The 23,127-nt window shown below is 73.3% G+C and carries 25 protein-coding genes; 5 read left to right on the top strand and 20 right to left on the bottom strand.

Going from position 1 to position 23,127, the window contains the following annotated elements:
* Positions 1 to 118: 118 nt before the first annotated feature.
* From IE241_RS32800 to IE241_RS32755, 10 genes are all read right to left on the bottom strand, one after another.
* Positions 119 to 637 carry an amino-acid N-acetyltransferase gene (locus tag IE241_RS32800; protein WP_190025517.1) on the bottom strand — a complete coding sequence of 173 codons (519 nt, stop codon included), beginning with the start codon at positions 635 to 637 and terminating at the stop codon, positions 119 to 121.
* A gap of 9 nt (positions 638 to 646) precedes the next feature.
* Positions 647 to 1,042, bottom strand: coding sequence for a BlaI/MecI/CopY family transcriptional regulator (locus tag IE241_RS32795; protein WP_190025516.1), 396 nt, complete (start codon positions 1,040 to 1,042; stop codon positions 647 to 649).
* A 187-nt stretch (positions 1,043 to 1,229) separates the two neighbouring features.
* A complete protein-coding gene (locus IE241_RS32790; protein WP_168095598.1) occupies positions 1,230 to 1,409 on the bottom strand; it encodes a hypothetical protein in 180 nt (59 codons plus the stop codon).
* A gap of 94 nt (positions 1,410 to 1,503) precedes the next feature.
* Entirely contained in the window at positions 1,504 to 2,235 is a 732-nt protein-coding gene (locus tag IE241_RS32785) for a hypothetical protein (RefSeq protein WP_190025515.1), read from the bottom strand.
* Between the two features lie 131 nt (positions 2,236 to 2,366).
* Complete coding sequence (locus IE241_RS32780; protein WP_190025514.1) at positions 2,367 to 2,999, bottom strand: hypothetical protein; 633 nt, start codon at positions 2,997 to 2,999, stop codon at positions 2,367 to 2,369.
* Between the two features lie 118 nt (positions 3,000 to 3,117).
* Entirely contained in the window at positions 3,118 to 3,915 is a 798-nt protein-coding gene (locus tag IE241_RS32775; RefSeq protein ID WP_190025513.1) for a type III pantothenate kinase, read from the bottom strand.
* Complete coding sequence (gene nadC / locus IE241_RS32770; RefSeq protein ID WP_190025512.1) at positions 3,915 to 4,967, bottom strand: carboxylating nicotinate-nucleotide diphosphorylase; 1,053 nt, start codon at positions 4,965 to 4,967, stop codon at positions 3,915 to 3,917. Before nadC ends, IE241_RS32775 begins: the two co-directional genes overlap by 1 nt.
* On the bottom strand, positions 4,964 to 6,679 hold the full coding sequence (locus IE241_RS32765) for an L-aspartate oxidase (RefSeq protein WP_190025511.1): 1,716 nt from the start codon (positions 6,677 to 6,679) through the stop codon (positions 4,964 to 4,966). The genes nadC and IE241_RS32765 overlap by 4 nt, the downstream gene beginning before the upstream one ends.
* Positions 6,676 to 7,590, bottom strand: a complete 915-nt coding sequence (gene panC, locus IE241_RS32760) for a pantoate--beta-alanine ligase (protein WP_229900161.1) — start codon at positions 7,588 to 7,590, stop codon at positions 6,676 to 6,678. The genes IE241_RS32765 and panC overlap by 4 nt, the downstream gene beginning before the upstream one ends.
* Entirely contained in the window at positions 7,587 to 8,507 is a 921-nt protein-coding gene (locus IE241_RS32755) for a Rossmann-like and DUF2520 domain-containing protein (RefSeq protein WP_190025510.1), read from the bottom strand. Before IE241_RS32755 ends, panC begins: the two co-directional genes overlap by 4 nt.
* Before the next feature lie 158 nt (positions 8,508 to 8,665).
* On the opposite strand from IE241_RS32755, the gene IE241_RS32750 reads away from it, so the two are divergent.
* The gene (locus IE241_RS32750; protein ID WP_190025509.1) at positions 8,666 to 9,889 is read left to right on the top strand and encodes a threonine aldolase family protein; all 1,224 of its coding nucleotides are present in this window, start codon (positions 8,666 to 8,668) and stop codon (positions 9,887 to 9,889) included.
* Here IE241_RS32750 and IE241_RS32745 read toward each other — a convergent pair.
* The gene (locus IE241_RS32745) at positions 9,812 to 10,177 is read right to left on the bottom strand and encodes a hypothetical protein (protein ID WP_190025508.1); all 366 of its coding nucleotides are present in this window, start codon (positions 10,175 to 10,177) and stop codon (positions 9,812 to 9,814) included. The genes IE241_RS32750 and IE241_RS32745 overlap by 78 nt on opposite strands.
* A gap of 99 nt (positions 10,178 to 10,276) precedes the next feature.
* Here IE241_RS32745 and IE241_RS32740 point away from each other — a divergent pair, with 99 nt between their 5' ends.
* Positions 10,277 to 11,353 (top strand): DUF5937 family protein, encoded by a 1,077-nt coding sequence (locus IE241_RS32740; protein ID WP_190025507.1) that lies wholly within the window; start codon positions 10,277 to 10,279, stop codon positions 11,351 to 11,353.
* 53 nt (positions 11,354 to 11,406) lie between these two features.
* Here the strand turns inward: IE241_RS32740 and IE241_RS32735 are convergent, their stop codons facing one another.
* Together IE241_RS32735 and IE241_RS32730 are read right to left on the bottom strand one after the other, a co-directional pair.
* Positions 11,407 to 12,087, bottom strand: coding sequence for a response regulator transcription factor (locus IE241_RS32735; RefSeq protein ID WP_190025506.1), 681 nt, complete (start codon positions 12,085 to 12,087; stop codon positions 11,407 to 11,409).
* Positions 12,088 to 12,160: 73 nt separating this feature from the next.
* Positions 12,161 to 13,366, bottom strand: a complete 1,206-nt coding sequence (locus IE241_RS32730; protein WP_190025544.1) for a sensor histidine kinase — start codon at positions 13,364 to 13,366, stop codon at positions 12,161 to 12,163.
* A gap of 121 nt (positions 13,367 to 13,487) precedes the next feature.
* Between IE241_RS32730 and IE241_RS32725 the strand changes: the two genes are divergently transcribed.
* Complete coding sequence (locus tag IE241_RS32725; RefSeq protein WP_190025505.1) at positions 13,488 to 14,540, top strand: SAM-dependent methyltransferase; 1,053 nt, start codon at positions 13,488 to 13,490, stop codon at positions 14,538 to 14,540.
* A gap of 22 nt (positions 14,541 to 14,562) precedes the next feature.
* Entirely contained in the window at positions 14,563 to 15,705 is a 1,143-nt protein-coding gene (locus tag IE241_RS32720) for an NADH-quinone oxidoreductase subunit D (protein ID WP_190025543.1), read from the top strand.
* A 91-nt stretch (positions 15,706 to 15,796) separates the two neighbouring features.
* Here IE241_RS32720 and IE241_RS32715 read toward each other — a convergent pair whose 3' ends face one another.
* From IE241_RS32715 to IE241_RS32700, 4 genes are all read right to left on the bottom strand, one after another.
* Positions 15,797 to 16,792 carry a hypothetical protein gene (locus tag IE241_RS32715; RefSeq protein WP_308433773.1) on the bottom strand — a complete coding sequence of 332 codons (996 nt, stop codon included), beginning with the start codon at positions 16,790 to 16,792 and terminating at the stop codon, positions 15,797 to 15,799.
* A 183-nt stretch (positions 16,793 to 16,975) separates the two neighbouring features.
* Positions 16,976 to 17,968, bottom strand: a complete 993-nt coding sequence (locus IE241_RS32710) for an ABC transporter substrate-binding protein (protein ID WP_190025503.1) — start codon at positions 17,966 to 17,968, stop codon at positions 16,976 to 16,978.
* Between the two features lie 114 nt (positions 17,969 to 18,082).
* Entirely contained in the window at positions 18,083 to 18,766 is a 684-nt protein-coding gene (locus IE241_RS32705; RefSeq protein ID WP_190025502.1) for an ABC transporter permease, read from the bottom strand.
* Positions 18,766 to 19,524: an ABC transporter permease gene (locus IE241_RS32700; RefSeq protein WP_190025501.1), complete on the bottom strand. Its 759-nt coding sequence runs from the start codon at positions 19,522 to 19,524 to the stop codon at positions 18,766 to 18,768. Before IE241_RS32700 ends, IE241_RS32705 begins: the two co-directional genes overlap by 1 nt.
* 135 nt (positions 19,525 to 19,659) lie before the next feature.
* On the opposite strand from IE241_RS32700, the gene IE241_RS32695 reads away from it, so the two are divergent.
* Positions 19,660 to 20,847, top strand: coding sequence for an ABC transporter ATP-binding protein (locus tag IE241_RS32695; RefSeq protein ID WP_190025500.1), 1,188 nt, complete (start codon positions 19,660 to 19,662; stop codon positions 20,845 to 20,847).
* A 500-nt stretch (positions 20,848 to 21,347) separates the two neighbouring features.
* Here IE241_RS32695 and IE241_RS32690 read toward each other — a convergent pair whose 3' ends face one another.
* The 3 genes from IE241_RS32690 to folB form a co-directional block, all read right to left on the bottom strand.
* Positions 21,348 to 21,842, bottom strand: a complete 495-nt coding sequence (locus tag IE241_RS32690; RefSeq protein ID WP_190025542.1) for a DUF3180 domain-containing protein — start codon at positions 21,840 to 21,842, stop codon at positions 21,348 to 21,350.
* 79 nt (positions 21,843 to 21,921) lie between these two features.
* Entirely contained in the window at positions 21,922 to 22,515 is a 594-nt protein-coding gene (gene folK, locus IE241_RS32685; protein ID WP_190025499.1) for a 2-amino-4-hydroxy-6-hydroxymethyldihydropteridine diphosphokinase, read from the bottom strand.
* A complete protein-coding gene (gene folB / locus IE241_RS32680; protein ID WP_058045618.1) occupies positions 22,512 to 22,871 on the bottom strand; it encodes a dihydroneopterin aldolase in 360 nt (119 codons plus the stop codon). The genes folK and folB overlap by 4 nt, the downstream gene beginning before the upstream one ends.
* Positions 22,872 to 23,127 lie beyond the last annotated feature (256 nt).

Here is a 23,127-nt window from a genome sequence, read left to right as displayed (position 1 = left end):
AAACCGCCTTTCCCGGAAAAACACAAACCCCCCGGGAAGGTTCAGCCCGCCTTCCGCGTGGGAAGCATCCCTTCCGGAGCCATGTGATAGGGGCGCGATTCGGACATAGGGACCGCGATCACAGATGCAGAAGCATCCGGCTGTTGCCAAGGGTGTTCGGCTTCACCCGTTCGAGACCCAGGAACTCGGCGACACCCTCGTCATAGGAACGCAGCAGCTCGCTGTAGACATCGCCGTCCACGGGTGTCTCACCGATCTCCACGAAGCCGTGCTTCGCGAAGAAGTCCACTTCGAAGGTGAGGCAGAAAATGCGCCGCACGCCGAGCCAGCGCGCCGTCTGCAGCAGCTTGTCCAGTACGGCATGGCCCACCCCGCCGCCCTTGACGGCGGGGTCCACCGCGAGAGTGCGCACCTCGGCGAGGTCTTCCCACATCACGTGCAGGGCCCCGCAGCCGATGACACTGCCGTCCTCGTCCCGCTCGGCCACCCAGAACTCCTGGATGTCCTCGTAAAGAGTGACCGTGGCTTTGTCGAGGAGGATGCGGTCACGAACGTACGTGTTGATGAGACGGCGCAGCGCCGGCACATCGCTGGTCCGGGCACGGCGGACGGTGACGACTTTTGATAGCGCGGGCATGCCCGGACGCTATCGCCCCGGGGCCGCGGTGCCCTCGCCGGGCCCGTCGAGTTGCACGACCCGGATCGCATCCCGCAGGGCTTCGCGTTGTTCGGCCGACATCATGCCGAAGAAGGCGACGAGAGCGGCCGCGGGGTTGTCGCTCACGGACCACGCTTCGTTCATCAGTGCGGCCGAGTAGGCGGCCCGGTTGGAGACCGCCTCATATCGATAGGCGCGGCCTTCCGCTTCCCTGCGCAGCCAGCCCTTCTGATACAGGTTGTCCATTACGGTCATGACCGTGGTGTAGGCGATGGACCGTTCCTGTTGAAGGTCTTCCAGCACTTCTCGAACAGTGACCGGCCGGTTCCAGTCCCACACGCGCGTCATGACGGCGTCTTCCAGATCACCCAGGCGTCTGACCACACGCGAATAATAGTGGGAGATGTCTGGAATGACGCTTTATCGGGGCAGCAAAGGGCGAACAAAAAGGGCGCACGGCCGAGAAATGCGGTCTCGAACCGTACGCCCTTGAGCACCCGCGCCCGCCGGGGGCGCATGCGGCGGCCCCTGCGCCGCGCGGAGGTGCCCGGAGGCAACCAGGGATGAAGCGTCAGGCCGCGCTGCCCTTGCCGGCCTGCTGGGCGGCCTCGGCCCGGGCGAGGGCGGCGTCGACCAGGGCGTCCTCCTTGGCCTTGTTCGCACCACCCTGGCTCTTGATGATCGTCACGACCAGGGCGGTGAAGGCGATCGCCATCACGACGGGCGGCACCAGTGCGGCGACATAGTCCATGGCCGTCGGCTCCTTCTGGGTCGGGCTTGCGCGGATTGAGCGACCCGTCCAGATTACGCGCGCCCGGGGAGGCTCCTCAGGCGGGTGGGGCCGCTCAGGCGGGCCGGGCCTGCGGCGCCTCGCCCGCCGGGGGCGGAGCGGGCTTGCGCCGGGGCGGGAAGACCTCGCCGGGGGTGGGGATGGGCCGGTCCGGGCGCGGCCCGGACGGCTGCTTGGCGGGATCCGTGGCGGGCTTGCCCGGGGGCTTCTCCTCCGGCTGCTTGCGGCCCGGCTTCTGCCCGGGGCGCGCCGGGCCGTCGGCGGTGGGCGGCAGACCGCCCGGCAGGGCGAGCAGCGGGGTGCGGCGCAGCCGGATGCGCGCGGCGGGCACCGCGCAGGCCACGCGGTCGGCCGCCGCGGCGCGGGCGGCCGGGCCCGCGACGAGCTCGCAGCGGCGCAGCAGGGCCCGGTAGCCCGCCGTGGCGGGCCCGGCCGATGGGGCCGAGCACAGGGCCCGGAGGGCGTCGAGGTCCTCCGCGCGCGGCCGGTAGCCCGCGGCGAGGGCGTCCTGGAGGCGCTCGGCGTAGCCGGAGGCGGCGCCGGGGAGGGCGGCGCGGTAGCGGGCGAGGTCGGCGAGGAGGAAGGCGCGCAGCCTGCCGCTCTCGAGCACGGCCTCGTCCACGGCGGCGGCGAGCCGGTGGCAGTCGCGCACCTCGGCGGCGCGCTCGGGGCCGGGGCGCCCGGGGACGGCGTGGGGATGGAGGGCGATGGCGAGGGCTCGGCGCAGCACGCGCAGTTCGTCCGCGCTGAACGCCATGCCGCCGCGTGATCCATAGGGCGTGGGCATGCGCCGACTTTAAGTGCTAAACGGACAAATTTTGACCAGCTGGGCATTTACGGCGTGGCACGGCGGGTTCTCCCGGGTTTTCCGCGTGCGTCCCCGTGCGTCCCCGTGCGTCCCCGTGCGGCGGGAGCCGGTCAGCGCTGCCTGCGGCGGGTGACCCCGAGCGCGATGGCGCCCGCCGAGACGGCGGTGCCGGAGGTGGTGGCGAGCAGCAGGGTGCTGTTGGTGGCCGGGGCGGGGGGCGGCTCGGGGGCGCGGTCCACGACCTCGACACGGATCGGCGCCGAGTCGTTGCCGGGGTCCGGGTCGGGGGACGGCTCGCCGTCGCGGTCGAGGACGCGGACCAGGCCCTCGGCGCCGTCGACCTTCCGGTCGATCCGCACCTGGAAGCCGAGCGTCTCGCGCTCTCCGGCGGAGAAGTCCTCCCCGATGGAGCAGACGTACGAACCGGGCTCCGCGGACGGGCTCGCCTTCGCCACGCAGGGCTGCCGGACGCCGCTGTGCGGGGCCGCGACGATCGTCGTGCCGGGCGGCGGCGTCACCTCGTACGTGCCCGCGCCGTGCCCGGGCCGGCCGCCGGCCGGGCCGGGGCCGCCGTTCCTGACCCCCAGCTCGACCTCGACGGTCTCGCCGACCCGCCCGACGATCGTATGGGCGATGGCCTGGTAGTCGGCGCGGGCTCCGGCGTACGCCGGACCGGCGCACAGCCCCAGCCCGGCCGCCAGCGTCGCGACGGGAACCATCGCCCACCGCATTGTCCGCTTCATTCGCATACGCTCCATGCCCGTCGGATGCAGGATCAGGTTCCGCAGCTGACAGGACAGTTGAAACGGACCGTTGGTTGCGTCCGCTCGGCTGCACCCGCCACGAACGGGACTGCACCCGCTACGAACGGGACACGTTGCGCTCGTAGACCAGCCGCAGGCCGATCAGCGTGAGCCACGGCTCGTGCTCGTCGATGACCGACGCCTCGCCGAGCACCAGGGGCGACAGCCCGCCGGTGGCGATGACGGTGACCTCGTCCGGATCGTCGGCGAGCTCACGGGCCATCCGCTCGACGACACCGTCCACCTGCCCGGCGAAGCCGTAGAGGATGCCGGACTGCATGGCCTCGACCGTGTTCTTCCCGATGACGCCGCGCGGGCGGGCCAGCTCGATCTTGCGCAGCTGCGCGCCCTTGACGCCCAGCGCCTCCACCGAGATCTCGATGCCCGGGGCGATCACGCCGCCCGCGTACTCGCCGCGGGCGCTGACCGCGTCGAAGGTGGTGGCCGTGCCGAAGTCCACGACGATGCACGGGCCGCCGTAGAGCTCGACGGCCGCGACGGCGTTGACGATGCGGTCGGCGCCGACCTCCTTGGGGTTGTCCATCAGGATCGGCACGCCGGTCTTCACGCCCGGCTCGACCAGGACCGCGGGCACGTCGCCGTAATAGCGGCGGGTGACCTCCCGCAGCTCGTGCAGGACGGCCGGGACCGTGGAGCAGATGGCGATGCCGTCGATGCCGTCCCCCAGCTCCTCGCCCAGCAGCGGGTGCATGCCCATCAGGCCCTGGAGCAGGACCGCCAGTTCGTCGGCCGTGCGGCGGGCGTCGGTCGACACCCGCCAGTGCTCGACGATCTCCTCGCCGTCGAACAGGCCGAGGACCGTATGGGTGTTGCCGACATCGATGGTGAGCAGCATCAGGCGGCTTCCCCCTGCGTGTCGTCCCCGTCGCCCTCGTCGCCCTCGCGCAGGTCGAGGCCGATGTCGAGGATCGGGGACGAGTGGATCAGCGAGCCGACCGCCAGGTAGTCCACGCCGGTCTCGGCGTAGGCGTGGGCGTTGACGAGCGTGAGCCGGCCGGAGGACTCCAGCAGGGCGCGGCCCGCGACGAGTTCGACGGCCTCGCGGGTCTGCTCGGGGGTGAAGTTGTCCAGCAGGATGAGGCTCGCGCCCTCGGTGAGGACGGGCGGGATCTGGTCGATGCGGTCGACCTCGACCTCGACCGGCAGGCCCGGGAAGGCGTCCCGTACGGCCCGGAAGGCCTCGGCCACGCCGCCGGCCGCGACCACGTGGTTGTCCTTGATGAGCGCCGCGTCCGACAGGGACATGCGGTGGTTGACGCCGCCGCCGCAGCGCACCGCGTACTTCTCCAGGGCGCGCAGGCCGACCGTGGTCTTGCGGGTGTCGCGGACGGCGGCCTTGGTGCCGTCCAGCAGGTCGGCCCACTCGCGGGTCGCGGTGGCGATGCCGGACAGGCGGCACAGGAGGTTGAGCGCGCTGCGCTCGGCGGTGAGCAGATCGCGGGTGCGGGTGCGGACGGTGAGCAGCTTCTGCCCGGCGGTCACGCGGTCGCCGTCCTCGACGTGCCGCTCGACCTCGAACTCGTCGGTGCAGACGACGGAGAGGACCGCCTCGGCGATGTGCAGGCCGCAGACGGTGCCGTCCTGGCGGGCGGTGAAGTCGCCGGTGGCGACGGCGTCGGCGGGAATGGTCGCCACGGTGGTGACGTCCTGGCCGCCGTCGAGGTCCTCCTCGATGGCGAGGTGGGCGATGTCCTCGATCTGGAGGGGGTCGAGGCCGGCCTCGGCGAGCAGCCGGGCGAGGTCGGGGTCGAGCCCGCACTCCAGGGCGTCCTCCGCGAACGTCTCACCGCAGCCACAGCCGTCACCGCAGCCGCCGGTGGCCGTCTCGAGGTTCACCTGGATGTCCTGGCCGATCTGGTGGAGGGGGAGTTCGTTCGGGGTGGTCACGTGGTGCTCCTCGGTTCGGCGCCGGTCGTGGGCGGGTGGGGCGGCGGGGCCGCGACGGGCGGGAAGGCCGCCGTCCCGGTGGTGGAGACCGAGAGCGTACGGTCCGGGCGCAGGGTCACCAAAAGATGGCGGCGCCAGGCGGTGTCGTCGCGGTCGGGGCGGTCCTCGCGCCAGTGGCAGCCGCGGGTCTCCTCGCGGCGGAGCGCGGCGGCGACGAGGACGCGGGCGACGAGCAGGAGGTTGGTGGCCTCCCAGCTCTCCGTACCGGGTGCTTCCAGCGCTGCGGCGGCGTCCTCGTCGATGCGCGCGAGCTCCGCGGCGGCCCGTTCGAGGCTCTCCCTGGAGCGCAGGACTCCGGCGCCCTCGGTCATGATGCGCTGGATCTCCAGGCGGGCCTTGGGGCCGGCGAGCACCGTGCCGGTGGGCGTCGGCTGCAGGACCTCCGCCGGCGCGCCCGCCTCCCGGAGGGCGGCCGTGACGTCCGCGGCGATGCGCTCCGCGAAGACGAGGCCCTCCAGCAGGGAGTTCGACGCCAGGCGGTTCGCGCCGTGCACGCCCGTGCAGGCGACCTCGCCGCAGGCGTAGAGCCCGGGGACGGTGGAGCGGCCGAGCAGGTCCGTCCGGACGCCGCCGGAGGCGTAGTGCGCGGCGGGGGCGACCGGGATCGGCTCCGTCACGGGGTCGATGCCGTGCGTGCGGCAGGCGGCGAGGATCGTGGGGAAGCGGTGCTCCCACATCTCGGCGCCGAAGTGGCGGGCGTCGAGGTACATGTGCTCGGCACCGAGCTCCTGCATGCGGCGCATGATGCCCTTGGCGACGATGTCGCGCGGGGCCAGCTCCGCGAGCTCGTGCGCACCGACCATGAAGCGGTATCCGTCGGCGTCCACCAGGTGGGCGCCTTCCCCGCGCACGGCCTCCGACACCAGCGGCTGCTGGCCCTCGGCGTCGGGGCCGAGCCACAGCACGGTGGGGTGGAACTGGACGAACTCCAGGTCGGACACCTCGGCCCCGGCGCGCAGGGCGAGGGCGACGCCGTCGCCGGTGGAGACGGCCGGGTTCGTGGTCGCGGAGAAGACCTGGCCCATGCCGCCGGTGGCGAGGACGACGGCCCGGGCCCGTACGGCACCCACGCCGTCGCGCTCACCCTCGCCCATGACGTGCAGGGTGACGCCCGCGGCGCGGCCGTCCGCGTCCTTGAGGAGGTCGAGGACGAGGGCGTGCTCGATGGTCTCGATGCCCGCGGCACGCACGGCCTCGACCAGGGCGCGGGAGATCTCGGCGCCGGTGGCGTCACCGCCCGCGTGGGCGATGCGGCGCCGGTGGTGGCCACCCTCACGGGTGAGCAGGATGGCGCCGGTCTCGGTGTCGGTGTCGAACTGCGCGCCCGTGGCGATGAGCCTGCGCACGGCGTCGGGGCCCTCGGTGACCAGGGTCCGCACGGCCTCGTCGTCGCAGAGGCCCGCGCCGGCGACGAGCGTGTCGTCCAGGTGCTGCTCGGGGGTGTCGCCCTCGCCGAGCGCGGCCGCTATGCCGCCCTGGGCCCAGCGGGTGGAGCCGTCGTCCAGGAGGGCCTTGGTGACGACGGTGACCTTCGCGCCGGCGGCGGCGCAGCGCAGGGCGACGGTGAGCCCGGCGACGCCGGAGCCCACGACGACCACGTCGGCGTCGACGGACCAGCCGGGCTTGGGTGCGTGGAGGCGTATGCCGGTCATCGCTCGGCTCCGAGCTGCAGGGGGACGTTGTCGATCAGGCGGGTGGTGCCGACCTTCGCGGCTACGGCCAGGACGGCCTCGCCCGCGTAGTCGCCGGGGACGTCGGTGAAGTCGGCGGGGTCGACGAGGGCTGCGTAGTCGAGGTGCAGCGGGGGGTCGAGCCGGGCGGCCTCGTCCAGGACGGCGCGGGCGGCGGCCAGGGCGGCCGGCGCGGCGGCCTTCTCCCTCTCGGCCGCGGCCAGGGCGCGGGAGAGGGCGAGGGCGGTCTGCCGCTCGGCGGCGGACAGATAGCGGTTGCGGCTGGACAGGGCGAGGCCGTCGGGCTCCCGGACGGTCGGCACGCCCACGACCTCGGTGCGGAAGTTGAGGTCGCGCACCATGCGGCGGATCAGGGCGAGCTGCTGGGCGTCCTTCTGGCCGAAGAAGGCCAGGTCGGGGCGGGTGAGGTGGAGCAGCTTGGCCACGACCGTGAGCATGCCGTCGAAGTGCCCCGGGCGGGAGGCGCCTTCCAGGCGCTCGCCCATGGGGCCCGCGGCGAGGCGGACCTGGGGCTCTCCGCCCGGGTAGACCTCCTCGGCGGAGGGGGCGAACACGGCGTCCGCACCCGACGCCTCGGCGATCTTCAGGTCGGCGTCCAGCGTGCGCGGATAGCGGTCCAGGTCCTCGCCCGCGCCGAACTGCAGGGGGTTGACGAAGACCGTGACGATCACGAGGCCCTTGCGGCCGACGCGCTCGCGCGCGGCGCGTATGAGCGTGGCGTGGCCCTCGTGGAGCGCGCCCATGGTCATCACGACCGCGGTGCGGCCGGGGACCGCGTAGTGATCGAGGAGGTAGTCGAGATCCTCGACGGCGGGTACGAGCTCGAAGGCGGGCTCGCGGCCCCGGTCCTTCAGCCACTCGGCAAGCGTCACGGCCGTCCTCCGTCGGACAGTACGCCGAGCAGATCCTCGGCCAGTTCGGGCTTGAGCAGGCCGGCCGCGAGCGCGCGGTCGGCGGTCGTACGGGCCATCGCCAGGTATCCGGGGACGGCCTGGGGTGCGTGGGCGCGCAGCTGGGCGACGTGCGCGGCGACCGTGCCGGCGTCGCCGCGGGCCACCGGGCCGGTCAGGGCCGCGTCGCCGCTGCGCAGGACGTTGTCGAGCGCGGCGCCGAGGAGGGGGCCGAGCATGCGGTCGGGGGCCTCGACGCCGGCCGTCCGCAGCAGGTCCATGGCCTGGGCGACCAGGGTGACCAGGTGGTTCGCGCCCAGGGCGAGGGCGGCGTGGTAGAGCGGGCGGGCCTCTTCCGCTATCCACTCGGGCTCGCCGCCCATCTCGATGACCAGGGCCTCCGCGGCGAGCCGCAGCTCATCGGGGGCGGTGACGCCGAAGGAGCAGCCGGCGAGGCGGTCGACGTCGACCGGGGTGCCGGCGAAGGTCATCGCGGGGTGCAGGGCGAGCGGGAGGGCCCCGGCGCGGCGGGCGGGGTCGAGCACGGCGGTGCCGTGCCGGCCCGAGGTGTGCACGATGAGCTGGCCCGGCCGGACGGCGCCGGTCTCGGCGAGCCCGGCGACCAGGCCCGGCAGGGCGTCGTCGGGCACGGTGAGCAGGACCAGCTCGGCGCGGGCGAGCACCTCGGCGGGTGTGACGAGGGGGACCTCGGGGAGCAGGGCGGCGGCTCTGCGCACCGAGGCGTCGGAGACTCCGGAGGCGGCGACCGGGCGGTGCCCGGCGAGCCGGAGCGCGGCGGCGAGCGCCGGGCCGACGCGGCCCGTGCCGACGACGCCGACGGTGAGCCGGGCGGGTCGGTCCTGGGGGCTCGGGTGCTCCGGATGAGTGTGTGCGTTCACGCGGCGATGGCCTTCCGTTCCAGTCCGCGGTGGGTACCGGACGATTCCTTCGTCATGCTACGCGAGCCCGCGGCACCCCCTCCCGGACGCGGGCCGCCTGTGGACAACCCGCCTGTGGACAACTCCCGGGCGAGCGTGGCGTCCGCCATGATCGGGGCATGGACGAAGGAACTGAGCAAGCGTTCGAGTCCGGGCCCGGGGCGGGAGCCCCGTCCGGCACGCAAGCCACGCCCGGCACGCAAGCCGCGTCCGAGGCGGCCCGGGCCCGCAGGGTCGCGGCCCGCCGGGCGTCGGAGCGGATCCTGTCCGGCGGTGCTCCCGTGCACACGGTGGGCGAGCGGCTCGCGCAGCTCGCGGCCGAGGCTGCGGGCCTGCCCGGGCTGGACACGCGGGTGGACATCTACGGGGACGGGATCGTCGCCGAGCTGGAGCGGCGCGTCGCGGAGCTGCTCGGTACGGAGGCCGCGGCGTTCTTCCCCACGGGCACGATGGCCCAGCAGGTGGCCTTGCGCTGCTGGGCCGGGCGCACGGGGAACAGCACGGTGGCCCTGCATCCCCTGGCGCACCCCGAGCAGTGGGAGCGGGATGCGTTCTCGCTGGTGAGCGGCCTGCGCGTGGTGCACCCCACGCGGGATCCGCGACCGCCGACGGCCGAGGAGGTCCGCGGGCTGGAAGAGCCGTTCGGCGCGCTCTCCCTGGAGCTTCCGCTGCGCGACGCGGGGTTTCTGCTGCCCACGTGGGAGGAGCTGCAGGAGACGGTGGAGGCCGCCCGCGAGCGGGAGGCGGTGGTCCACTTCGACGGGGCGCGGCTGTGGGAGTGCCCCTCGCACTTCGGGGTGGGGCTGCCGGAGATCGCCGCCCTCGCCGACTCCGTCTACGTGTCGTTCTACAAGTCGCTCGGCGGGATATCCGGGGCCGCGCTGGCCGGACCGGAGACGCTGGTGGAGGAGGCGCGGGCCTGGCGGCACCGGTACGGGGGCAATGTCTTCCAGCAGTGGCCGGCGGCGCTGGCGGCCCTGTCCGGGCTGGAGCGCGAGCTGCCGCGTCTGCCGTCGTACGTGGCACACGCGAAGGTCGTCGCGCGGGCCCTGGAGGATGCCTTCCGCTCGGCGGGCGTGCCGTGGTTCCGGCTGAATCCGCCCGTGCCGCACACCCACCAGTTCCAGGTGTGGCTGCCGTATCCGGCCGAGGCGCTGGACGAGGCGTCCGTGTCGTACGCGGAGGAGACGGGCACCACGGTGTTCGGGGTCTGGACGCCGTCCCCGGTGCCGGGTGTCTCGTTCACCGAGGTCACCGTCGACGCGTCAGCACTCGGCTGGACGGCCGCAGACGTCCGGGATGCGGCGGCCGGCGTCCTGCGCCGGATACGGGCGGACGGCTGACGGACGGGCGGCTGAAGAACGGGCGGCTGACGGGCGGAGGCCGCCGCCGGACCGCACAAGGCCGCCGCCGGGCCGGAGGAAGCCGCTGCCGGGCCGGAGGAAGCGGAAGAGCGTCGCACGGCGGGCGCGGCGGGCGGCGACCCGCTCGTCGACGACCGCCCGGAAGGCGCGCCAGGTGCGGAAGGAGCGGTAGGCCTCCACGTCTCCGGTGCCGGGGGCGGGCGGGGCCGGCTCCCCGTGCTGGGCGGCGCGGTAGAGGTCGAGCATGTGCTGCTGAGCTGCGTTCATGTGATCCACGGTGCGCCGCCGGGCGCGGCCCTGCCGCGTCGATTGACGAGAGCCGTCAAGTGACGGCCGGACCCTCGGGGGGAGAGGCACGATGGGCGCATGAGCGTGGAGATCGACATCGCCGGACTGCCGCACGAGCGCATTGTCTTCAACCCGTCGCCGCTGGCGGAGCTCGGTGCGATGCTGCACGTCCTGGCGGAGCCCGGCCACCACCCGGGGCTGCACGGCTGGGCCACGGCGACCGCCTCCGGGCTGCGGCCCGACCTCGCCGACCGGCTGACCGAGGCCGACTTCCTGTGGCGCTCGGCCCGCTCCGACCTGCTGCTGCCCGCGGCTCCCCGGGCCACGCTCGCCGAAGAGCTCGACGACCTCGACCGCATGGACGACGAGAAGTTCGTGTCCGCGGCTTTCGAGGTCACCTGCAGTTCCGAGCGGTCCGTCCCCTCCCCCCTGGTCGACGCCGAGCAGCGGGTGCGGGTGCGCGAGCTGTCCGCCGCGCGGGGCCCGCGGCAGGCGCAGTTCACCGACCGCATGCTGGAGAACCCCGCCGCGCTGCGCGCCTGGCTGCGCAGGCTCCTGGAGGACTGCGAGGAGGCCTTCTTCGCCGACAACTGGCAGCGCGTGCGGGTGCAGCTCGTCGCGGACGCCCGGCACAAGGCGGATCTGCTGCGCCGCAAGGGGCTGGCGGAGGCCATGACCGCGGTCTCCACGGCCGTCTCCCTCAGCGGGGACGGCACGCGGATCGTCTTCGACAAGCTGCAGAACGGCCGGGCGGCGGCGCCCGCGGACGGCCTCACGTTCGTGCCGACCGCGTTCGGCTGGCCGCACCTCATCGTGCTGAACCGGCCCGGGTGGCGGCCGATGGTGCAGTACCCCGTGGCCGCGCCCGAGCTCCCCCGGGGCCCGGCCCTGCAGCTGGTGCGGCAGCGGATGGAGGCGCTCGCGCACCCCGTCCGGATGCGGCTGTGCCGCACGCTGGCCCGCGGCCCGCACACCACGGGCGAGCTGGCCTCCGTCTTCGGCCTGACGCCGCCGGAGGTGTCCCGGCACATAGCCGTGATGAAGAAGGCGGGCCTGCTGAGCACGCGGCGCCGTGGCCGGTACGTCCTCCACCAGCTGGACCTGCCTGTGGTGGCCCGCCTGGGGAGCGACTTCCTGGAGACGGTCCTGCGGTAGGAGCGCCCCGCCGTGGCCCGGGACTGAGTCTGGGCCCGGGCCGCCGGGCGGCGCTACTTCTGCGGCGTCCCGCCCCCGGCCCGCACGAGACCGCTCTCGTAGGCCAGCACCACCACCTGCACCCGGTCGCGCAGCCCCAGCTTGGTCAGGATGCGGCCCACGTGCGTCTTGACCGTGGCCTCCGAGAGCACGAGCCGCCCCGCGATCTCACCGTTGGACAGGCCCTGGGCCACCAGCAGCATGACCTCGCGCTCCCGGTCGGTCAGGCGCCCCAGCTCCGCGCCGGCCGGCTCCTTCGTCGTGCTCGGCAGCATCGGGGTGAAACGATCCAGCAGCCGGCGCGTGGTGCTGGGCGCGACCACCGCGTCACCGCTGTGCACGGCCCGGATGGCCCCCAGCAGCTCGGCCGGCGGCACGTCCTTGAGCATGAAGCCGCTCGCGCCGACCTTGAGCGCCGAGAACGCGTACTCGTCGAGGTCGAAGGTGGTCAGGATGAGCACCTTCGGCGGATCGTCCTGCGCGCAGATGCGGCGCGTCGCCTCCACGCCGTCCAGCCGGGGCATGCGGACGTCCATCAGGACGACGTCCACCTCCGTGCCGGCCAGCACCTCCAGGGCCTCCGCGCCGTCCCCGGCCTCGGCGACGACCTCCATATCGGGCTGGGCGGCCAGCACCATGCGGAAGCCGGTACGGAGCAGTACCTGGTCGTCGACGAGCATCACCCGGATGGACATGCAGACGTCCCTTTCCTCGATATGAGCATTCCAGCAACAGACATCACAGACATCATCGTCAGCGGCCGCATCGTCAGCGGCCGCCCGGCTTCACCGGCAGCAGCACGCTGATCCGGAATCCGCCGCCCGGCCGCGGGCCCGCGTCCAGCGTGCCCCCGACCATGCCGACGCGCTCGCGCATCCCGATCAGGCCGTGGCCCATGCCGTCCGCGCCGCCCGCCTCGTACAGCTCGTGCTGCGCGCCGCGGCCGTCGTCCTCGACCAGCAGGCCGAGTCCGTCGTCGAAGTACGTCAGGCGGACGCTCGCACCGGCCTCCGGGCCGCCGTGCTTACGGGTGTTGGTCAGGGCTTCCTGGACGATGCGGTAGGCGGTCAGCTCCACGCCGCTGGGCAGCGGGCGCGGCGCGCCCTCGACCTCGTACTGCACGGGCAGGCCCGCGCCGCGCACCTGCTCGACCAGATCGCCGATCTGCTCGACGTCGGGCTGCGGCACGTAGTCCCCGCCCTCGGTGGTGCCCTCCTCGGTCCGCAGGACGCCCAGCAGGCGGCGCATCTCGGCCAGCGCCTGGCGGCCCGTGCCGGAGATCGTCTCCAGGGCCTGCTTGGCCTGCTCGGGCGAGGCGTCGAGGACGTACGCGGCGCCGTCGGCCTGGACGACCATCACCGAGACGTTGTGTGCGACGACGTCGTGGAGCTCGCGGGCGATGCGCGCCCGCTCGGCCGTCACGGCCATCCGCGCCTGCTGCTCGCGCTCCTTCTCCAGGCGGGCGGCGCGCTCCTCCAGCTGGGCCCAGTACGCGCGGCGGGTGCGCATGGAGTCGCCGAGCACCCAGGCGAGGACGAAGGGGGTGGTGAGGGAGGCCAGGATGATGACGATCTCGACGGCGCTGCGCCCGTGCACCGGCCAGCGGAGCAGGAAGAGCACCGGTGCGGCCAGGCCGCCGGTCAGGGCCGTCCTGGACGCCCAGCGGACCGGGCCGGAGGCGACGGTGTAGACGATCACGAACATCGCGAAGTCGCCGGTGTGCACCTCCACGTCGAAGGCGAGCTGGGCCAGCCCCGACGCGATCGCGACCAGCAGCATCTGCACGGGCGCGCGCCGGCGCAGGGCGATCACCAGGCTGAGGGACGCCATCGTCAGGACCATGACGGCCGTCTGCCGGGTGGACGCGCCCGGTCCCTGTGAGCTTCCCAGGAGGCCGAGCCCGAACAGCAGTACAGCCCAGAAGCTGTCCACACCCGTCGGGTGCCTGCGGAGAAAGTCGTAGAGGCGGTGCACGTCACCCAGCGTAGGCATGCCGGGTACGTGCCGGGGTCAGCCCGGCGATCGATCCGGTGACGCTCCTTCTACTCCGCAAGGTGGAGGCGGCGTGTCCGCGAAGGGCGCATAGCGTGTGCGTATGGCAAGCGGAACGAGAACATGGCGCGCTGCGACCGAGGCCGCGCTCTACGGCCCCGGCGGCTTCTACCGGCGCCCCGAGGGCCCTGCCGGGCACTTCCGTACCTCCGTGCACGCCTCGCCGCTGTACGCCGGGGCCGTCGCCGAGCTGCTGTGCCGCGTCGACGGGGCGCTCGGGCACCCCGCGGAGCTGACGTTCACGGACGTCGGCGCGGGCCGCGGCGAACTGCTCACCGGCGTCCTCGCGCAGCTGCCGGAGAAGGTGACGGCGCGGCTGCGTCCGTTCGCCGTCGAGCGGGCCGCCCGCCCGGCCGGGCTGGACCCGCGCATCACCTGGGTGGGTGACATCCCGGACGGCACCGAGGGCCTGCTGTTCGCCAACGAGTGGCTCGACAACGTGCCCGTGGACGTCGCCGAGACCGACGCCGAGGGCCGCGCGCGCCAGGTCCTCGTCCAGGAGGACGGCGAGGAGATGCTCGGCGAGCCGGTCGCGGGCGAGGACGCCGCGTGGCTCGCCCGCTGGTGGCCCGTCGAGGGCGCGCCTCCCGGCACCCGCGCCGAGATCGGGCACCCGCGCGACGCCGCCTGGGCGCGGGCCGTGGGCCGCCTGCGCGCCGGCCTCGCCGTGGCCGTCGACTACGCCCACGAGCAGGCCGGCCGCCCCCCGTTCGGCACCCTGGCCGGATTCCGCGAGGGCCGCGAGGTGCGGCCGGTGCCGGACGGCTCGTGCGACATCACCGCCCACGTCGCCCTGGACGCCTGCGCGGGCCCCGGCAGCACCGTGCTGACCCAGCGCGAGGCGCTGCACGCCCTCGGCGTGGACGGCGGCCGCCCGCCGCTGTCGCTCGCCTCGACCGACCCGGCCGCGTACGTCCGGGCGCTGGGCCGGGCCGGGGAGGCGGCCGAGCTCACCTCCCCGGCGGGCCTGGGCGCCTTCGGCTGGCTGGTGCAGCCCGTGGGCGAGGCCTGCCGGGGGCTGCTCCCGGGCCCCCCGGACCGCGCCCCGGACCGCGCCCCGGACCGTGCCCCCGACCGGCCCGGCCCGGAAGGCTGACAGACTTGTCCCCATGACCCCCATGACGGAGACGACAGTCGGCATCGGCGGTGCGGCGGAGAGCACCGACATGGTGCTCAACATCGGACCCCAGCACCCGTCCACGCACGGCGTGCTGCGCCTGCGGCTCGTCCTCGACGGCGAGCGGGTCCGCGAGGCCGAGCCGATCGTCGGCTATATGCACCGCGGCGCGGAGAAGCTCTTCGAGGCCCGCGACTACCGGCAGATCATCATGCTCGCCAACCGCCACGACTGGCTGTCGGCGTTCTCCAACGAGCTGGGCGTCGTCCTGGCCGTCGAGCGGATGCTCGGCATGGAGGTCCCCGAGCGCGCCGTGTGGACCCGTACGCTCCTCGCCGAGCTGAACCGGGTCCTCAACCACCTGATGTTCCTCGGCTCCTACCCCCTGGAGCTCGGCGGCATCACCCCCGTCTTCCACGCCTTCCACGAGCGCGAGGAGCTCCAGACGGTGATGGAGGAGGTCTCCGGCGGCCGCATGCACTACATGTTCAACCGCGTCGGCGGCCTCAAGGAGGACCTGCCCGCCGGCTGGCTGGGCCGGGCGCGGCACGCCGTGGCCCAGGTCCGCTCCCGGATGGACGTCTACGACCGGCTCGTGCTCGGCAACGAGATCTTCCGGGCGCGCACGCGCGGCGTCGGCGTGCTCACGCGCGAGGCGGTGCACGCGTACGGGGTCAGCGGCCCCATCGCCCGCGCGTCCGGCGTCGACTTCGACCTGCGCCGCGACGAGCCGTACCTCGCCTACGGGGAGCTGCAGGACACCCTGAAGGTCGTCACCCGCGAGGACGGCGACTGCCTGGCCCGCTTCGAGTGCCTGCTGGAGCAGACCCACAACGCGCTGGAGCTCGCCGAGGCGTGCCTCGACCGGATCGCCGAGCTGCCGCCCGGGCCGATCAACCAGCGGCTGCCGAAGGTCCTCAAGGCCCCCGAGGGCGCGACCTACGCGTGGACCGAGAACCCGCTCGGCCTCAACGGCTACTACCTGGTCTCCAAGGGCGAGAAGACGCCGTACCGGCTGAAGCTGCGCTCCGCCTCCTTCAACAACATCCAGGCGCTGACCGAGCTGCTGCCGGGGACGCTGGTCGCGGACATGGTGGCGATCCTGGGCTCGCTGTTCTTCGTGGTCGGCGACATCGACAAGTAGACGTCGACAAGTAAACGTCGACGGGTCAACGCAGAACCCCCGGTGGGCATCCACCGGGGGTTTCGTTTCTGCAGGCCGGGTTGCGGACCGCCTACGAGGCGGCCGTGCGCAGCTCGGCCACGTCTATCTGCTCGGTCTCGTCGTGCGCGGTCAGGTCGATGACGTCGTCCCCGGCGCGCTCGCCGTCCTTCCCGGCCTCCGCCTCGGCTTCCGCCTCGGCCTCGGCGAGCGCCTCCTCGCCGACGACGTCCGCGAGATCCGTCTCCTCGACGGGGCGCTGGGCCGGGGCCGGGCGCTGGGTGCCGAAGAAGTCGAAGCCGCCCGTGGCGCGGGAGGCGGGACGGCGGGCGGGGGCCTGCGGCACGGCGGCGCGGAGCGCGGGCCGGAGAGCGGCGCCGGACTCCGGCTGCTTGTCCTCGGTGGCCGGCTCGACAGGCTTGCCCGCCTTGACCGGCTCGGGCGCCCGCTCGCTGCCCCGACGCGCCTCCGGGCGCGGCTGCGGCACGGTCCCGGACGCCGTCCGGGACGTGCTCGCGGGCTTCTGCCGGGGCAGGGCCGCGGGCTCGGCGCCGGACCCGGCGGCGGACTCAGCGGCGGGCCGGGCTCCGGCCTTGGGCTCCGCCTCCGCCGCGCTGCCGCTCAGGCTGCGCAGCGCCTCCGCGGCCTTGCGGTACGCGGCGGGGTCGACGGCCGGGCCGGGCACCGTGAGCGGCGCGCCGCGCTCCAGCGCCGGCGCGCCGCCGCGGGCGACCCGGCGGCTCTCCAGCGCGCTGGCCCGCCCGGTCTCGGCGGTGGCGTAGCGGCGCAGCAGGTCGGCGTGCTCGGTGCGGAGACGGGCCAGCTCGGCGCGCTTGCCGCGCAGCTTGGACTCCAGCCGGGCCTTGGCCGCCCGGGTGTCCTCCAGGTCCGTCTCCAGCTCGGCTATGCGCTCCTCGGTCTTCCACTCGTCCCGTGTGCGGGCGGCGGTGAGCTGGGCGACCCGCCTTCCGGCGGAGCGGTCCCAACGGCGCATCAGCACGGCACCGACCACCGCGGCGGCGGCTGCCGCCGCGGCGAGGCCCCGGATGACGACCGTTTCACCTACCACCCAGGCACCGGCGGCGCAGGCGACCGATGTCGCGGCGACCGTCGATGGGGGAAGAAGCCTGTGCAGGGATGGCGAATGGCGGTGGCGTCCTCGTGGCATGGCCTGAAACTTACCGTGCGTCGCCTTCGGAGTGTGACTCCACCACGAAACTCTTCCCTTGATCTTACTTGTCCCCTACACCTCTCACTTCGTCAGCAGCCGCTTCTCCTTCAGGTACTGCGCGGCGACATCCGCGGGCTTGAGCCGCTGCGCATCCACCTTCTTGTTGAGTTCGGTGAGATCTTCCGTGGTCAGCACCCTGGTGAGCTTCGCCAGAGCATCGGCGACCTTCTGCGAACCGGCCTTCTCCGCATTCACCACGGGCAGCACGTTGTCGGAGTTCTGGAGCTTCTTGTCGTCCTTGAGCAGGACCAGTCCGAACTGTTCGAGGGTGGCGTCCGTGGTGGTGGTCAGCAGCAGCTGGGCCTTGCCGTCCTTGACCGCCTGCTTGGCCTGGACGCTGCCCACCTCCAGCGGGGTGATGCCGGAGACCTTGATGCCGTAGGTCTTCTCCAGACCGGGCTGGCAGAAGGGCCGCTGCGGGCATTCGTCACCGGCCGCGAGCTTGACCTCCTGACCCGACTTTCCCAGCTCGGAAAGCGTCTTGAGCTGGTGTTTCTCCGCGAACTCCGCCGTCACCGCGAAGGCGTTCTGATCGACCGCGCGCCCCGGGTCGAGCACCTTCAGTCCGCGCGGCTCCGCGAGATTCCGCAGGGCCTTCACCGTGGCATCGGCGTCGGCCGACGCGACGGCGGGAGCGTCCTTGCCGTTCTTCTTCTTGTTCAGGAATTCGGCGAGCGTCGCCGCATACTCCGGAACGACGTCGATCCGGCCCTTCTCCAGCTCCGGTTCATAGAGCTCGCGGGCCTCGGCCGTCCTGATGGACGTCGAATATCCGGCGTCCTTCAGCAGGCCCGCGTATATCTCGGCGAGCACCTTGGACTCGGTGAACCCGGCGGAGCCGATGACGAGGGAACCCTGCCCCGGCTTCGCCGACCCCCCGTCCCCTCCCCCGGACTTCTCCAGGCTCTCGCCTCCGCAGGCGGCCAGGCCCGCCGTCAGGGCGGCGACGCCGGCCATCGCCAGCAGGGCGCGGGGGGTCCGAGACCGGCGCGGGGTGCTGCTCTTGGGAAACATGGAAACTCTGCCCTTCGGTTCCGGCGCCCGGCTCTCCGGCCGCCGTCGCTTCGATGACCGGTGCTTCGACGAGCGCTGCTTCGATGACCGGTGCTTCGATGACCGGCGCCGCACCTACCCCGGCACCGGCCCCGTACGCCGGCGCACCGGATCCAGCAGCCGCTCGGCCACCACCAGCACGCCCTCGACGATCAGGGCGAGCACCGCCACGAGCAGCGCGCCCGCCACCACCTGGGCGGTGTCGGTGAGCCGGAAGCCGGCCGTGATGATGCGGCCGAGGCCACCGCCGCCGGGCAGCGCGGCCAGCGTGGTCGTCGCCACGACCTGGACGGCGGCGGTCCGCACGCCCGTCACGATCAGCGGGAAGGCCAGCGGCAGCTCGACGCGGGCGATCAGCTGACGGCCCGTCATTCCCATGCCGCGGGCCGCCTCGACCACATCGCGGTCCACCTCGCGCATGCCCACGTAGGCGTTGGTCAGCAGCGGGGGTATCGCGAAGAGCACCAGGGCGATGACCGTGGGCCAGGAGCCGTGCGTGCCCAGCGGGCTGAGCAGCAGCAGAACCAGGACGGCGAAAGTGGGCACCGCGCGGCCCGCGTTGGAGAGGTTGACCGCGAGGGCGCCGCCCTTGCCCAGATGGCCCAGCAGCACCGCCACCGGCAGCGCTATGGCGCAGGAAAGGACCAGGCACACCACGGTCAGGAAGAGGTGCTCGCCGAGGCGGTGCCACACGCCGTCGGTGCCGGACCAGTGCGCTCCCGTGGCCAGCCACGTCCACGTACGCTCGACGACCCCCATCAGAGCGCCCCCTCGGCGGCCGCCGGACGGCCGGCGGCCTTTCCGCCCCCGGGGCCGGACTTCGCCTTCCCCGCCGCCTTCCCGGCCTTATTCCCCGCCCTCGTCCACGGGGTGAGCAGCCGCTGGACGAGCAGCAGGAGGAGATCGGCCGCGACGGCCAGGGCCACGCACAGTACGGAAGCGGTCAGCACCTGCGCCTTGAAGTAGCTGTGCATCCCGTCGTACACGAGATTGCCCAGGCCGCCGTAGTGGAGGATCGCGCCGACGGTGGTGAGCGAGATCGTGGAGACTGTGGTGATCCGCAGACCCGCCATCAGGGCCGGGAGCGCCAGGGGCAGTTCCACGCCGAAGAGCAGACGCAGCGGGCCGTAGCCCATGCCGCGGGCGGCCTCCCGCGTCTCCTCCGGCACCGCGGCGAGCCCGGCGAGGATGTTGCGCACGAGGATCGTGAGCGAATAGAGCACCAGGCCCGTGACCACGACGGCCGGCGACAGCCCGAAGAACGGCACCAGCAGCGAGAACATCGCCAGCGACGGCACCGTGTACAGCACGGTGGTCAGGCCGAGGACCGGGCCCGCCACCGCGCGCCACCTGCGGGCCAGCAGCGCCAGCGGGAAGGCCACGAGCAGCCCGATGGCGACCGAGGCGAGCGTGATGCCGATGTGCTGGAGCGTGGCATCCGTCAACTCCTGGCTCCGCGTGCGCAGATACTCGCCGCAGATCCAGTCATTGCTGATCAGGCAGTCCTGACCGGCCATGCGCTCCCACCTCCCCCAGGCCGTCGACCGTCGGTTTCCGGATACCAGCGACCCTAACCCGGGGCACTGACATTCGAGCCGGCCGCCACACAACGGCAACAATGTCCGCAGGGAGTACGGCCAGAATGGGGAACCATGATCCGCTTCGAGCACGTCACCAAGCGCTACGCCGACGGCACCACCGCCGTGGACGACCTGTCCTTCGAAGTGGCGGAGGGCGAGCTGGTCACGCTCGTGGGGCCGTCGGGCTGCGGCAAGACCACCACGATGAAGATGGTCAACCGCCTCATCGAGCCCACGTCGGGGCGGATCCTCCTCGACGGCGAGGACATCGCCGGCGTCGACCCCGTCGAACTGCGGCGCCGCATCGGCTACGTCATCCAGCAGGTCGGGCTCTTCCCCCACAAGACCGTGCTGGAGAACACCGCGACCGTCCCCCACCTGCTGGGCTGGCAGCGGAAGAAGGCCCGGGAGCGGGCCGCCGAACTGCTCGACCTCGTCGGCCTCGACCCGGCCGTCCACGGCTCCCGCTACCCCCACCAGCTCTCCGGCGGGCAGCGGCAGCGGGTGGGCGTCGCGCGGGCGCTCGCCGCGGACCCGCCCGTGCTGCTCATGGACGAGCCGTTCGGGGCGGTCGACCCGGTGGTGCGGGAGCGGCTCCAGAACGAGTTCCTGCGGCTGCAGTCGCAGGTCCGCAAGACCGTCCTGTTCGTCACGCACGACATCGAGGAGGCCGTCCGCCTCGGCGACCGCATCGCCGTCTACGGCCACGGGCGGATCGAACAGTTCGACGCCCCGGCGACGGTACTGGGGGCGCCCGCCACGCCGTACGTCGCCGATTTCGTCGGCGCCGACCGGGGCCTCAAGCGGCTCTCGGTCACCCCGATCGAAGCGGGTGACCTCGAACAGCCGCCGGTCGTCCACCTGGACGACACCGTGGCCGCCGCCGGCGCCGCGCTCGCGGTGGACGAGGCCCGGTGGGCCGTCGTCCTGGACGACGCCGACCGGCTGCACGGCTGGATCTCGGCCGAAGCGCTCGCCGACGGCCGGGGCGGCGGCGGTGGGGGCGGCGGCACGGTACGGGAGCGGGCGCGCCGCATGGACGCCTGGCTGCCGGTCGGCGCCTCCCTCAAACAGGCTTTCAGCACGATGCTGCAGCACGACGCGGGCTGGATCGCCGTCCTCGACGGCGACGCCGCGGACCGCTTCGTGGGGGTCCTGACCCCGGCGCGGCTGCACGAGGCGCTGCGACGCTCGATCGACGCGGACGCGCGGGGCGCTGCGCGCAGCGAGGTGGATCTCGAGAGCATCCCGGGGGCATAGCCCCGGGACGCTCTCCGACAAGCCCGGGCTGGCCTGGGCGGGCCCGCTCCCCCTCCGCCGCGGTGGCGCGCCGCCGCGGCGGATGCAAGGGTGCGGACACCCTTGACCCGCAGGTCGGCCCTGGGCACGCAGCCCGGAAACCGTGCCTCTGCCACCTTCATCCCGCCGCAACGGCGATCAACCACCACGACGGCAAACGGCGGTGCCGAACCCAGCTGAGGCCCGCACGGCACCGCCGGAATCCACCATCGTGGTCACGCACCGCCGCGGCGGATACAAGGGCACGGGCACCCTTGGCCTGCGGGGCCCCGCAAAAGCCCGCACGGCACCGCCGGAATCCACCATCGTGGTCACGCACCGCCGCGGCGGATACAAGGGCGCGGGCACCCTTGGCCTGCGGGGCGCCGCGAAGCCCGTATGGCATCGCCGGAATCCACCATCGTGGTCACGCGCCGCCGCGGCGGATGCAAGGGTGCTGCGCGCCCTTGGGGCCTGTGGCGTCAGCCGCGGGCCGTGCCCGGGCCGCCCGGGCCCTCGTCTTCGTCTTCCGGGAGTTTGCAGACGCGCTCCAGGAAGAACGCCGCGGCGATCACGGCCACGCCCGCGACGACCGACGCACCCGCGTAGATCACCTGGTCACGGCGGACGGCGACGTCCAGGCCGTCGAGGCCGAGGAAGACGCCGACGCCGCCGTACATGCCGGCGACGAGCGCCGCGACCAGCGCGCTGGCCTGGCCGAAGACGACCGCGCGGGCGGCCAGCAGCGGATCGACGCCCTTCGCGCCGGGGCGCCGCTCGCGCTGGGCGCGCAGCCGCGCGCGGAGCGAGAGCGCCGTGGCGGTGAGGACGACGGCGATGACGGCGAGCACGATGGGCGCGGCCACCGGCACCCGCGGCAGCGTGCCGACCGCGTCCCACAGCCGGGCGCCTGCCCAGGAGAGCACTCCGGCCACGACGAACAGCCCGGCCAGGACCCCGATCCGCAGTTGCTTCACCGAGCCGTCGCTCCTCTTCTCGTTCACGTCCCCGGAATCCGGGGCCTACTCAGGGCAAACGCCTACTCAGGGCAAACGCCTACTCGGGCAGCCGGAGTTCCAGGTCGACCCGCGGCTGTACGCCGTCCAGCCCGACGGCGGCGAGGAGCTCGACCACCGCGCCGCGCCCCGGGACCGTGGCCTCGGGGTCCACATCGTGCCAGGGTGCGAGGACGAAGGCGCGCTCGTGGGCGCGCGGGTGCGGCAGGGTGAGGACGGGGTCGGCGGAGACCACGTCCTGGTAGGCGACGATGTCGACATCGAGGGTGCGCGGGCCCCAGCGCTCGTCCCGCACGCGCTCGAAGGCCTCCTCGATGGCGTGGCCGCGCTCCAGCAGGGAGTCCGGCGGGAGGGTGGTCTTCACGAGGACGACGGCGTTGAAGTAGGAGGGCTGGGTGCCGGGCTCGACGCCCCACGGCTCCGTCTCGTACACCGGGGAGACGGCCTTGACCCGCAGGCCGGGCGTGTCCTCAAGGGCGTCGATCGCGCCCTGGAGGGTCTCCAGGCGGTTGCCGAGGTTGCTGCCCAGGGAGATCACGGCTCGTTTGGGATTGCTCAGGGTCACGTCCGCCGCGTCCACCTGCTCCACCACGGAGGCGGGCACCGGCTGCACGGTCGGGTCGCTGCTGCTCATACTCGGCTCCGCGTAATAGTGATCGTCACATCGTCAAAGGGCACGGTGATGGGGGCGTCGGGCTTGTGCACGACGACCTCCACCTCCCGCACCGCATCGTGCTTGAGGCAGTTCTGGGCGATCCGCTCGGCCAGGGTCTCGATGAGATCGACGGGCTCGCCCTGGACGATGCCGACCACCTCCTCCGCCACGACGCCGTAGTGCACGGTCTTCGCGAGGTCGTCGGAGGCGGCCGCGGGCCGGGTGTCCAGGCTCAGGACGAGGTCCACGATGAAGGTCTGCCCCTCTTCGCGCTCCCGGGGGAACACGCCGTGGTGCCCACGGGCCTTCAGGCCGCGCAGCGCGACACGATCCACACGAATCACTCCTGCTGGTCGTCGGACGGGGGCACCTCCGATGCCCGGTACCCACGTCGAATCTACCTGCGAGCACCGACAGCGCTCGCACATGGACGCTAGGGGTTGGTGTACATATCTACGGATACTTCCGGATGTTTCAGGCTCTTTCGGACGGGCACCACGCCCGTCCCCTCCCGGCTCGCGCCGCGCTTACCCGGCGACCCCGTCCCCCACCCCTACCCGCCCACCGAGCAGCCCGAACGAGTGGCGACCA

The organism is Streptomyces hiroshimensis (assembly GCF_014650335.1).
Classification (GTDB): domain Bacteria; phylum Actinomycetota; class Actinomycetes; order Streptomycetales; family Streptomycetaceae; genus Streptomyces; species Streptomyces hiroshimensis.
Note: the sequence above shows the minus strand (reverse complement) of the source record. Positions and strands in the feature narration are given on the sequence as shown.